This is a genomic window from Enterobacteriaceae bacterium Kacie_13 (assembly GCA_013457415.1).
In the GTDB taxonomy this organism is placed as follows: Bacteria; Pseudomonadota; Gammaproteobacteria; order Enterobacterales; family Enterobacteriaceae; genus Rahnella.
This window is the reverse complement of sequence record CP045665.1, coordinates 3,818,402-3,830,422: the sequence shown is the minus strand read 5'-3', so window position 1 is coordinate 3,830,422 and position 12,021 is coordinate 3,818,402. Positions and strand designations below refer to the sequence as shown.

Annotated in this window: 14 protein-coding genes; 11 read left to right on the top strand and 3 right to left on the bottom strand. The window is 51.5% G+C overall.

The annotated features are described in order from the left end of the window. Positions 1-146: 146 nt before the first annotated feature. From GE278_17480 to flgA, 3 genes are all read right to left on the bottom strand, one after another. Positions 147-596, bottom strand: a complete 450-nt coding sequence (locus GE278_17480; GenBank protein ID QLK62453.1) for a hypothetical protein — start codon at positions 594-596, stop codon at positions 147-149. Between the two features lie 17 nt (positions 597-613). Next, positions 614-913: a flagellar biosynthesis anti-sigma factor FlgM gene (gene flgM / locus GE278_17475; protein ID QLK62452.1), complete on the bottom strand. Its 300-nt coding sequence runs from the start codon at positions 911-913 to the stop codon at positions 614-616. Positions 914-985: 72 nt separating this feature from the next. Then, a complete protein-coding gene (gene flgA, locus GE278_17470; GenBank protein QLK62451.1) occupies positions 986-1,675 on the bottom strand; it encodes a flagellar basal body P-ring formation protein FlgA in 690 nt (229 codons plus the stop codon). Between the two features lie 300 nt (positions 1,676-1,975). Here flgA and flgB point away from each other — a divergent pair, with 300 nt between their 5' ends. From flgB to flgL, 11 genes are all read left to right on the top strand, one after another. Next, positions 1,976-2,389, top strand: a complete 414-nt coding sequence (flgB, locus tag GE278_17465) for a flagellar basal body rod protein FlgB (protein ID QLK62450.1) — start codon at positions 1,976-1,978, stop codon at positions 2,387-2,389. Positions 2,390-2,397: 8 nt separating this feature from the next. Then, positions 2,398-2,802 carry a flagellar basal body rod protein FlgC gene (flgC, locus tag GE278_17460; protein ID QLK62449.1) on the top strand — a complete coding sequence of 135 codons (405 nt, stop codon included), beginning with the start codon at positions 2,398-2,400 and terminating at the stop codon, positions 2,800-2,802. Positions 2,803-2,814: 12 nt separating this feature from the next. Further along, entirely contained in the window at positions 2,815-3,486 is a 672-nt protein-coding gene (locus tag GE278_17455) for a flagellar biosynthesis protein FlgD (GenBank protein QLK62448.1), read from the top strand. Positions 3,487-3,529: 43 nt separating this feature from the next. Continuing rightward, positions 3,530-4,762, top strand: coding sequence for a flagellar hook-basal body complex protein (locus GE278_17450; protein QLK62447.1), 1,233 nt, complete (start codon positions 3,530-3,532; stop codon positions 4,760-4,762). Between the two features lie 8 nt (positions 4,763-4,770). Next, positions 4,771-5,526 (top strand): flagellar hook-basal body complex protein, encoded by a 756-nt coding sequence (locus tag GE278_17445; GenBank protein ID QLK62446.1) that lies wholly within the window; start codon positions 4,771-4,773, stop codon positions 5,524-5,526. A 23-nt stretch (positions 5,527-5,549) separates the two neighbouring features. Beyond that, entirely contained in the window at positions 5,550-6,332 is a 783-nt protein-coding gene (gene flgG / locus GE278_17440) for a flagellar basal-body rod protein FlgG (GenBank protein ID QLK62445.1), read from the top strand. A gap of 109 nt (positions 6,333-6,441) precedes the next feature. After that, positions 6,442-7,185, top strand: coding sequence for a flagellar basal body L-ring protein FlgH (flgH, locus tag GE278_17435; GenBank protein ID QLK62444.1), 744 nt, complete (start codon positions 6,442-6,444; stop codon positions 7,183-7,185). A gap of 24 nt (positions 7,186-7,209) precedes the next feature. Continuing rightward, a complete protein-coding gene (gene flgI, locus GE278_17430; protein ID QLK62443.1) occupies positions 7,210-8,328 on the top strand; it encodes a flagellar basal body P-ring protein FlgI in 1,119 nt (372 codons plus the stop codon). Then, on the top strand, positions 8,328-9,287 hold the full coding sequence (flgJ, locus tag GE278_17425; GenBank protein QLK62442.1) for a flagellar assembly peptidoglycan hydrolase FlgJ: 960 nt from the start codon (positions 8,328-8,330) through the stop codon (positions 9,285-9,287). The genes flgI and flgJ overlap by 1 nt, the downstream gene beginning before the upstream one ends. A gap of 122 nt (positions 9,288-9,409) precedes the next feature. Next, on the top strand, positions 9,410-11,050 hold the full coding sequence (gene flgK / locus GE278_17420) for a flagellar hook-associated protein FlgK (protein QLK62441.1): 1,641 nt from the start codon (positions 9,410-9,412) through the stop codon (positions 11,048-11,050). Positions 11,051-11,098: 48 nt separating this feature from the next. After that, the gene (gene flgL, locus GE278_17415; GenBank protein ID QLK62440.1) at positions 11,099-12,016 is read left to right on the top strand and encodes a flagellar hook-associated protein 3; all 918 of its coding nucleotides are present in this window, start codon (positions 11,099-11,101) and stop codon (positions 12,014-12,016) included. Positions 12,017-12,021 lie beyond the last annotated feature (5 nt).

Here is a 12,021-nt window from a genome sequence, read left to right as displayed (position 1 = left end):
GAAAGTGTCGGCTAATTAAGCGATAGTGGAATAAAAAAAAGCTTCCAATAAGGAAGCCTAAAATGGAACAACGAGTATAAGCGCTTTTTGATTATTTATTTTTGGAGATCAACGGGGCTCACCGATGACAAAACGGAAAACAGCAATCAGACGCTAATGTTATAAACTTTGCCTGAATGAGGTGCGGTTGACTGCCCTTCCTGACCGTAAGTAGAAGAGGCGATACCGGCATTGCTGACCAGCTTTTTCAAATTATCCGTTTTTTGCTTGTGCATTTCGAGCAAATCATAAATCTTTAAATTCAGCTCTTTAGCCGCTTTAACTTTCCTGGTGATGTTATTCCAGTGCGCAGAAAATCTCGCATTATGTTGATAAGGCGCAGAGAGGTGTAACTGTATTTCCAGTTGCTTACGCATGTCATCATAATAACTGATGGTAGCGAGCAACTGACTTTTACTGTCAGACACAATTTGCAGGGAAACAGGGTTAATCTGTGTCCGTCTTAATTGATTCACTTCTTCTACAAGAATAGCCTCCAGTTCGGTCATAGAGTCTTGTATTTTCAGCAGAACCGAACGTAAGTTTTCCATATTCATTATTGTCTTATCAGAACTTATGAAAGTTGAAAGATGTCTTCAACCAGTGCATTCGCAATGTAGTCAGGATCGAGTTGTAATTCACCCGCATCCATTGACGCACGAATTTTAGCAATACGATCGTAATCGATATCATGTGACGTATCTGTCTGAATTTCCTGCGTCAGTTTACTCAGTTTAATCTGCGTGCTGGCGTTTTCGCTGCCCGTGGCGTGTGTCAGCGCGACGTCTTCGGCTCTTGGACGCAGTTTTAAATCCTGTTGTTGCACATTCACAGGAGGCACTGACAGAGGTTGTAGTGGACGGTCTAAGCTCATAATGTTCCTCGGCAATTCGTTAGTGGCCTCGCGGTATATTTAAAATATCGGTGGTTATCAAAAAAACTAAAATTATTCTTTCAGATTTATATTCACTTTTCCGTCGGGTGCTACTGTGCCGGTGATAATCTGGCCTGATTTTGTCGAGATCCTGACTGGCTGACCGGCTGCTGCGCTGTCCAGCGCTTTACCTTTGACGCGGATCTGAAAACCTTCACCGGACGCCAGAATATCAACCTCCTGACCGGAAACCACCGTCCAGCCTTTGCGTAACTGGCTTTCCACGACCGGTTGTCCTTTGTTTATCGATCGGGTGGCCGTCTGGCCCACAATGCTGTCCTGGCTGAAAATCAGTCCGGCAGGTAAACGTTCCAGTGAACCGGTACGGGGCGCAATATCTTCTGGCTGGATGACGGTGCCCGGTTTGATGGCGCGGACTGCCGTCCACCATGTGCCCTGCGCCTGCACGCTGATTTGGATAAACTTACGTTTGTTACCGCATTGGGCAATCACGCTTTTGTTGCCGGTCAGGCGCAGATTGTTTCCGGCAATCGACAGTTCGGGATCCGCGCACAGCGTATTGAGCTGCTCAGCAGGCGTAAGAAGGGTTATTGTGCGGGCTATTGCCGCATCAGACGGCCTTTCATGGTGATCATTTATCAGTGCGGTAATTTGGTTTTTCAGCTGCTCGTCTGTGAGTTGCGCTGCAACGGCATTAAATACCGTAAAGCAGAATAAAACATTTAACGATATTATTATCATTATTAACAAGCGGCGTGAAAAAAACATGATAAACACTAACCTTATATTATATATCGCAGGGGTAAGCCCTTTACCATCCCGTTGTGATGGTTAAAAAGTATATGCCAGAACTTCAGTTTATTAACGTGCTAAATGCGTGAGTTTCTGCTGCCAATTCGCGGCGTAGAATTTCCTGAATAATCATGAAAATTCCATCCCGCTAATTACCGTTATTTTTGTCTTATCCTTACAGTATAAAATTGAATCATTCGCCAATAGAATGCATGCGTTAATTTTCATAAGTCAGAGGGCGGGATTTTCATGCTTGATAAACTCGATAATGCGCTACGTTTCCAGCAGGACGCGCTGGGTTTACTGACTCAACGTCAGAACATATTGGCTTCAAATATTGCCAATGTGGATACGCCGGGATATTTGGCCCGGGACATTGATTTTTCAGAACAGTTAAAGAGTGCGGTGGAGCGTAATACGCCTGCGCAGGGTCCTCTGACCTTATCATTAACCTCAGGAACCCATATTCCCGCTGTGGCACCGGCCATAGATAACGGTCAGTTGCTATATCGTATCCCTGATCAGCCAAGTGCGGATGGTAATACGGTGGATATGGATCGTGAACGTGTAAATTTTGCTGATAACAACATGAAATATCAGACCAGTTTAACGGTTTTGGGTTCGCAAATTAAAGGCATGATGAGTGTCATCAGTCAGGGATAATAATTGTCATGTCTACTATGAGTATTTTTGATATTTCGGGTTCAGCCATGGCCGCCCAGTCGAAACGTCTGAACGTCAGCGCCAGCAATATGGCCAATGCCGACAGTGCCGTGGGGCCGGATGGTCAGCCTTACCGTGCCCGTCAGGTGGTTTTTCAGGTGGACAGTGCGCCCGGTCAGGAAATTGGCGGCGTGCGCGTCAGTGACGTGGTGGAAAGTAATGACCCCGAGCGTCTGGTGTATGAACCCTCTAATCCACTGGCCGATGCGAAAGGTTATGTGCGGATGCCAAACGTCAACGTGGTGAATGAAATGGTGAACACCATTTCAGCTTCCCGCAGTTATCAGGCCAATGTCGAAGTGATGAATACGGCCAAATCAATGATGTTAAAAACCTTAACACTGGGCCAATAAAGGGACTGAGAAATGGCTGTTTCACCCGTCATGAATGGCAGTAATGACAATACCTCAACGGGAACCGGCAACAGCGCCGCCGACCTTTCCCAGAGTTTTATGGAGTTGCTGGTGGCGCAAATGCAAAACCAGGATCCGACCAACCCGATGGATAACAACCAGCTGACCTCACAACTGGCGCAGTTCAACACGGCGGCGGGCGTTGAAAAGCTAAACTCCACCCTTGAAGGCGTTGGCATGTTGGTTAATAGCATGCAGCAGATGAACGCCTCGCAGTGGGTGGGACGTTCCGTGTACATCGAGGGTGATTCGGTGATTTCCAATGCCGAGGGTGGCAATCAGGACTTCTCTTTCAATCTCGACAGCGACGCCGACAAGGTCACCGTGACGTTAACGGATGACGCAGGCAACGCCTACACCGCCGATCTGAAAAATGCGAAAGCCGGGGTGAATAAATTCTCGATGGACGATCTGGATAACTTCCAGCCCGGAGCGCCACCGTCTGATGATAAGAGCACCTTTAAGGTGACCTTCGCAGCCTCCAATGAGAACGGCGATGTGCCGAAAATCACCTCTCTCAAGAAGTGCAAAGTGGACGGTGTCTCCTTTGGTGGCGGTACCGCTAATCTGCAGCTTGGGTTAGAGGGCAGCACAACGTTAGGCAACGTTTATTTAATTGAGTGATCAGGTCTCCATATTTCATTTTTAATGTTCAGGAAGAATAACCATGAGTTTTTCACAAGGCCTCAGCGGCTTAAAAGCTGCCTCGCAAGCCCTCGACGTAGTCGGTAACAACATTGCAAACTCCCAAACTGTCGGTTTTAAATCCGGTTCGATTGCCTTTGCTGACGTCTTTGCCGGTTCACAAATCGGCATGGGCGTTCAGGTCTCCTCGGTAAACCAGAACTTCAGCGACGGCGTACTGGGTATGGGTAACAGTCAGCTGGATATGGGGATTCAGGGCAACGGTTTCTTCCGTATGACCAACGAAGGCGGCGGCGTGTTCTACAGCCGCAACGGTCAGTTCAAGCAGGATGAAAACGGCTTCATCATAAACAATCAGAAAATGTTCCTGACCGGCTATCAGGCGACCGGTAATCCGCCGACTATCCAGCCGGGCGCCGCCGTCGGCCCGATCCAGATCCCGAACGGTCAGATGCCAGCGCGTGCGTCTGATGCCGGTACCCTCAAAGGGAACCTCAGCTCTGAAGAGGTGGCAATTGACCAGACTGATCCTGCGAATAAATTCGATCCTACCAACAGCAAAACCTACAACTCAGTGTCTCAGGTGGATGCGTACGACAGCCTCGGGAATAAGCACACCATCAACGTCTATTACGTCAAAACGGGCGATAACACCTGGAAAGCCTATTCCAATAACACCACGTCACCGACTCTGGATGCCGATGGCGATCCGGTGTATGGCGAAATGAATTTAGTCTTTGATACTTCCGGTCAGCTGACCACTAACCCGGCGAGGCTCCCTATTGAGGGCGCGCCCTACAACGGCGGCGCTGCACTGAAATTTGATCTGGATATGGACGGTATGACCCAGCAAGCGTCCAGCACCGAAATGGGTAGCCCGACGACGACCGGTTACGCGCCGGGCCTGATGAACGGTTATATGGTGGGTGACAACGGTCAGATTATCGCGTCATACAGCAACGGTCAGTCACAGCTGATCGGTCAGGTGGTCTTGTCCAACTTCACCAATCCGGGCGGCTTACAGTCAAAAGGTGATAACAGCTGGGCTGAAACACCGGAATCCGGACAACCTTCCATCGGCGTGGCCGGTACCGGTAATTTGGGTAACTTACTGGGCAACCGCCTTGAAGCCTCAAACGTGGAGCTGAGTAACGAGATGGTCAACATGATCGTCTATCAGCGCAACTACCAGTCCAACTCACAGACCATCAAAACCCAGTCTGAACTGCTTCAGATTCTGGCTAACCTGGGTTAACGGCTGATATGGATCGCGCAATATATACCGCCATGGGCGCGGCAAATGCCGCCCTTAACCGTCAGGCAGTGACGTCAAATAACCTGGCCAATGCTTCTACATCCGGTTTTCGTGCGCAGCTTGCGGCTTTCCGTGCGGTGCCGGTAGAAGGTCCGTCCGTCGCGACCCGCACGATGGTGACGGAATCCACGCCATACCACGATGATTCAATGGGTGCCATCAACCAGACGGGGCGAAACCTCGACGTTGCGCTGCCGCAAAATGGCTGGCTGGCGGTGGCATTGCCTGACGGAACTGAGGCTTACACCCGTGCGGGCAATATTGACGTCGACAGCGAAGGTTTGCTGAGCATCCGCGGAATGCCTGTTATTGGTGACGGCGGCCAGATCAATGTGCCGCCGCAGTCCGAATTGACTATTGCGCCTGACGGGACGATTACCGCGCTCGGCGCAGGGGATGAGCCTACCGCGCTGGCGCAGGTCGGCAGGCTGAAGATGGTGAATGCCCCGCTTCAGGATCTGATCCACGGCGATGACGGCCTGTTTCATATTTCTCCCGCGTCGGCGAATGCCGGTCAGGGACAGCTGCCTGCGGATCCGAATCTACAACTGATCCCCGGCGCGCTGGAAAGCAGCAACGTCAATCCTGCCAGATCGATGGTGGAGATGATTGCGACCGCGCGCGGTTTCGATATGAACATGAAGGTCATCAGCACAGTGGATGACAACGAAAAGAAAGCTAACCAGCTACTGAGCATGGGCTAAGCCCGGCAAAGAGGAATTTCAGCATGATCCGTTCTTTATGGATAGCCAAAACAGGTCTTGAAGCACAGCAAACCAATATGGATGTCATTGCCAATAACCTGGCAAACGTGAGCACCACCGGGTTCAAACGCCAGCGTGCGGTGTTTGAAGACTTGTTGTATCAGACGTTGCGTCAGCCTGGCGCGCAGTCTTCCGAACAGACCACGATCCCTTCTGGTCTGCAACTGGGTACCGGTGTGCGTCCGGTGGCGACTGAGCGCGTCCACAGTCAGGGCAACCTGACCGCCACGAACAACAGCAAAGATCTGGCCATTGATGGCCACGGTTTCTTCCAGGTGTTAATGCCGGATGGCACCACCGGTTATACGCGCGATGGTTCGTTCCAGATTGACCAAAATGGCCAGCTGGTAACCGCCAGCGGCTATCAGGTTCAGCCTGCTATAACCCTTCCGCAGGACGCCGATACGCTGACCGTCGGTAAAGATGGTCTTGTCAGTGTCACCGTGCCCGGTCAGACCGCGCCGCAGCAGGTAGGCCAGCTGACGTTGAGCACCTTTATTAACGACTCCGGTCTGGAAAGTATTGGTGAAAACCTCTACCGCGAAACCCAGGCATCGGGTGCGCCCAACGAAACGACGCCCGGCCTGAACGGCGGCGGCAGTCTGAGACAAGGGTATGTCGAAGCCTCCAACGTTAACGTGGCAGAAGAGCTGGTCAGCATGATTCAGACCCAGCGCGCCTACGAAATTAACAGTAAAGCAGTCTCAACCTCTGACCAGATGTTGCAACGCCTGACCCAACTGTAATGGGCTCAACAGCCCAACCGAACTTATAAGCCCAATAGCACCCATAAGCCCGGCCTCTGTTGCGCAAGCGGGGGCCGCTTTATGGCTGTTTAACGCCGTAGTGGATGAAATGAAAAACCAGCCTTGTTCCCTGATTTCAGGGGTATCCGTTCCCGGAGCTTTCCCTGTCTCTAAACGTTTTGCCGCCGTGATTGCGCTGACACTCTTTCTGACGGGATGTGCCTACATTCCTCACAAACCTCTGGTCGATGGCGTGACAACGGCGACGCCGGCGCAGGCAGTAACGACGACAGCGAATGGCTCGGTATTCCAGACGGGACAGGCGATGAGCTATGGCTATCAGCCGATGTTTGAAGACCGCAGACCGCGAAATGTGGGCGATACCCTGACGATTGTGTTGCAGGAGAACGTCAGCGCCAGCAAAAGCTCTTCGGCCAACGCCAACCGCGGCGGTTCGACCGATCTCTCTGTTGATGCCGTACCGAGTATGTTGGCAGGGCTTTTGGGGGGCGATCGGGCGGCGACCTCCATCAGCGGTAAAAATGATTTCTCTGGTAAAGGGGGCGCGGCGGCGAAAAACACCTTCAGCGGCACCATTACCGTGACCGTCCAGCAACTGCTGGAAAACGGCAACCTGAAGGTGGTCGGGGAGAAGCAGATCGCCATCAATCAGGGCACCGAATTTATCCGTTTCTCCGGCGTGGTGAATCCGCGCACCATCAGCAGTAGCAATACCGTGATTTCCACGCAGGTGGCGGATGCCCGTATCGAATACGTCGGTAACGGCTATATCAATGAAGCGCAACAGATGGGCTGGTTGCAGCGTTTGTTCCTCAATCTCTCTCCTTATTAATCAATGGTTAACAGAATACGGCTCATGAAAAATTCATTACTCTCTTTCTGTCTGAGCCTGTTCTTTGGTCTGATTTTTATCATGCCGCAGAACGCTCAGGCAGAGCGCATTCGCGATTTAACATCGATTCAGGGTATTCGCAGCAATTCCCTGATGGGTTACGGGCTGGTGGTCGGGCTGGATGGTACCGGTGACCAGACGATGCAAACACCTTTCACGACCCAAAGCCTCAGCAACATGCTGTCTCAGCTGGGGATTACCGTACCTGCGGGAACCAACATGCAGCTGAAAAACGTGGCTGCGGTGATGGTCACTACTGATTTACCTGCGTTTGCCCGCCCGGGCGAGAAAATTGACGTGGTGGTGTCCTCACTGGGGAATGCCAAAAGTCTGCGTGGCGGAACGCTGCTGATGACGCCGCTCAAAGGGGTGGATAACCAGATTTATGCGCTGGCGCAGGGGAACCTGCTGGTCTCGGGTGCTGGTGCGCAAAGCGGCGGAAGCCGCGTGCAGACTAACCAGCTCAACGGTGCGCGCATCAGCGGCGGTGCGACGGTAGAACGTGAAGTTCCGGCGAGTTTTTCGCAGGATAACATCCTTCGTCTCCAGCTTAATGATGATGACTTTACCGTCGCCCAGCAAATCAGCGATGAGATCAACCGTCGCTTCGGTGGCTCGACGGCAGTGGCGGAAGATTCCCGCACCGTGAAACTGTTCGCCCCGCGTGACAGCGCAGGCAAAGTGCGTTTTCTGGCGGATGTGCAAAACATCCCCATCCGCATTGGCATTATGGACGCCAAAGTGATCGTCAATTCCCGTACCGGCTCGGTGGTTATGAACCGCCATGTCGTGCTGGATGCGTGTGCGGTGGCGCAGGGTGACCTGACCGTTGAGGTTTCCCGTACCAATCAGGTCAGCCAGCCGGATACGCCATTTGGTGGCGGTCAGACAGTGGTCACGCCGAATACCCAAATTTCAGTGCGTGAACAAAATGGCTCGCTGCAGCGGGTGAATACCAGTGCGGATCTGAATAATGTCGTCCGTGCGCTGAACAGCCTCGGGGCAACGCCGAACGACCTGATGTCGATTCTTCAGTCGATGAAAAGTGCCGGGTGTCTGCGTGCGAAACTGGAGACCAACTGATGGGTAACTCACCGTTGAATTCAGGCGCAGCCTTTGATGTCCGTGGCCTCGACGCGCTTAAGCGCGAGGTCAAAAGTAATTCGCAGGAAGGGATAAAAGCTGCGGCAAAGCAAATGGAAGGCATGTTCATCCAGATGATGCTTAAGAGCATGCGTGATGCCTCTTTTAAGGATGGCCTGCTGAACAGTCAGCAGGCGGACATGTTTACCTCCATGTACGACCAGCAGATTTCGCAAGATATTGCTGCGCAAAGCAAGATGGGATTCGCCGATGTGATGGTCAGGCAAATGGGAGGAGAAGTCGATGCGAAGCCAAATACGCCTGGCGTTGCCCCGGCACCTTATTCCCTGAACGGCAACCAGAATATCGGACCATTTTCTTCGCGCACCGCGCTGTTACAGGCCACGCAAAAGATGCCCGCCGGACAGGGGGACGTACAATATTCCCGTGGTACAGAAAAAAATACGCACTTTATTTCGCGCATGCTGGAACCTGCCATTGCCGCAGCGAAGAAAAGTGGTATTCCGCATCAGCTGATTATTGCCCAGGCAGCGCTGGAATCCGGCTGGGGAAATAAAGAAATCACCACCACAAATGGTAAACCAAGTCATAACTTATTTGGCATAAAAGCGACATCTGACTGGAAAGGCGAGTCGACAGAAATAACCACCACTGAGTTTATCAATGGCGCGCCACAAAAGGTGAAAGCCGCATTCAGAGTCTATCCGTCATATTCCGAAGCACTGGCTGATTATACCGCTCTGCTGGTTAACAATCCGCGTTACCAGAATGTTGCGCGCTCAGGAACCCCTGAGAAAGCCGCACATGCCTTGCAGTCCGGTGGATACGCCACCGATCCCGCCTACGCGAAGAAATTAATCAGCATCATTAATCAGGTAAAAGGAAATATCAGTCAGGGGCTGAATGCCTATAAAACCGATCTTTCTTCAATTTTTTAGCGTCTGGCATTTTAGTTAATTTTAGAAGTACCGATAGATTATATAGGCTGCGAAATTTCCTAAAGAACTCTTCTGGGCAAAATCGCTAACGAATTTTGCAAAGAACACAATGTTGGTGATTTATGAATCTTTTTTATCTGGCTCAGAGTGGACTGAATTCGGCGCAATCAGCGCTGAGTGTCGTGGGTAATAACTTAACCAATGTCATGACGCCTGGGTACAGTCGCCAGAGTATTATGCTGGGCGAAGCAGGCGGGAAAACGACCAGTTCTGGCTTCTTTGGTTATGGTGCTCAGGTCAATGGTGTTCAGCGTGCTTATGACGGCTTTGTGAACAACCAGCTGCGCGGTGCCTACACAGAATATACTGGCCAGAGCAGTCGTTATCAGCAGCTTTCTCAGATTGATAATATGCTGGGTGACGATACCAGCAACATCTCTGTGTCACTGAATAATATTTTTAAGTCACTGGAAGAAATCAGTGCTGACGTACCCGGCCAGGCCGCACGGCAGGGGGCATTAGCCAAATTCAAAGCCATTTCTTACCAGTTCAACAGCAACAGCAATACGCTGAACGGGTTGGAGAAAAGCACCAATACGCTGATTTCCCAAAGCGTTTCTGACATCAATGCCGATGCCACACAGCTGGCAAAAATTAATGCAGAAATCGCCAAGATCCATGCCCGTTCCGGCGATCTTCCTGCCGACCTGCTCGATCAGCGCGACTCGTTGCTCGAAAATCTCAGCCTGCAGACCGGTATCAAAGTCAATGAGGATCCCACGACGGGCCGCGTTGACGTTACGCTGGCGAACGGACTTCCTCTGGTTAATGGCGATCGTTCCTATCAGCTGGAAGCTACAGTTTCTTCTGAAGATCCAACCAAAACCGTCGTCTCTTACATCGATGCATCCGGCAATAGAATGCCGCTCGACGAAGAGAAAATGTCCGGCGGAAAACTGGGCGGGTTGTTCAAATTCCGCAATGAAGATCTGGTCGATGCCCGTAATCAGCTGAATCAGCTGGCGCTGCAAATGGCGAATAAATTCAACGAAGTCAACGCCGCAGGTTTCGATCTCGATGGTATAGCTGGCGGTGACATTTTCAGTATTGCTGATCCCACCGCCACCGCCAACCGGGGTAACGCGGGTGATGGTTCGCTGGACATTAAGTTCACAGATATCAGCAACGTCAAGTCAGAGGATTACACCTTAACGTTTAAAGGCCCGAACGATACCGACTGGGAAGTGCAGACCAAAGACGGCAGAACCATTACGCCGACTATCGGCGCCAGCGGTGAGCTGGAGTTTGAAGGCATATCGATCACACCAGGTGGCACACCCCAACCCGGTGACAGTTTTGTCTTAAATCCGACGGCAGGTGCGGCCGGAAAACTGGGTGTGGCTATCACCAGCGGCGATCAGATTGCGGCGTCGAGTAAAGCTGACGCAGGCAGCAGCAATAACGAAAACATCAAAGACATGATTGCCATTAAAGAAGCCACGCTGATTGGCAACGGCACGTTGACAGAAGCCTATTCCAGCCTGGTCAGCTCAGTCGGTTCTTCTATGACAGCGCTGAAGGCGGACATAGAAACGACGGGCAAAGCGGCAAAGGCTATTGAATTTGAAAAGCAGTCAGTTTCCGGCGTGAGCGTGGAAGAAGAAACGGTGAAGTTCCAGATGTACATGCAGTATTACCAGGCTAATGCGCAGGTACTTCAGGCTGCCACGACGCTTTTTGACTCTCTGCTGAGTATTCGATAACCCCATTTTTGTGACACATCGCGTGATGACACAGTAAGGATATTTGTGATGCGCCTTAGCACCCAGTACATGTACCAAAGCAATATCGACAGCCTGTCTAAGGCGATGAACACCGGCAATGATATCGGTATGCGTCTCTCGGCCGGACAGAAATTACTGAACCCTTCTGATGATCCTTCAGGCGCGGCGCAGGCGATCCTTTATCAAAACTCGCTCGCCAGTATGCAGCAATACGACACTGCGCGAATCCATGCCAAGAATGCGCTGGAGCTGGAAGACAATACGCTGACTTCACTGGGTAATATCTTAACCAAGAATTTGAGTGAGAAAATTGTCGCGGCGGGCAACGGTGCCTTGTCTGATGCCGACCGTCAGGCGCTGGCCACCGAATTACAAGGTATTCGCGACAATATGCTGGATCTGGCGAATACCAAAAACAGCAACGGTCGCTATATTTTCGCCGGCTACGATACCGGCACTGCACCTTACAAAACCGATGGCAGCTATATCGGTGGCGACACGCCTATCACCCAAAAAGTGGCCGACAGCACGGAAATGCAGGTTGGGCATACCGGAGATTCAGTCTTTATGAGCGGCTCAGGGGATGACCTGTTTGCCCAGCTGGATAAAGCCATTGTCGCACTGAATACGCCGATCACCGATGATGCTGGCCGCGAGGCTCTGAAAGTGACGCTGGATTCCGTCAACGTCTCCATCAAAAAAGGCATCGACAATCTGGGTAAAGTGCAAGCCGAGGTAGGTACGAACCTGCAGCAGATTGATGCCCTGGATTTGAGTTCGGCCACTCAGCAGATCAACGTGGAGTCGCGCCTGCAGGAAACCGTCGGATCCGATTACAACACCTTTATTACGCTGCTGAGCCAGTCAAAAATGTCTGAATTTGCCCTGAGCTCCTCAATGATGGTGTTCCAGAGTATGCAGAAGATGAGCATTTTCAATATGTAATCCGG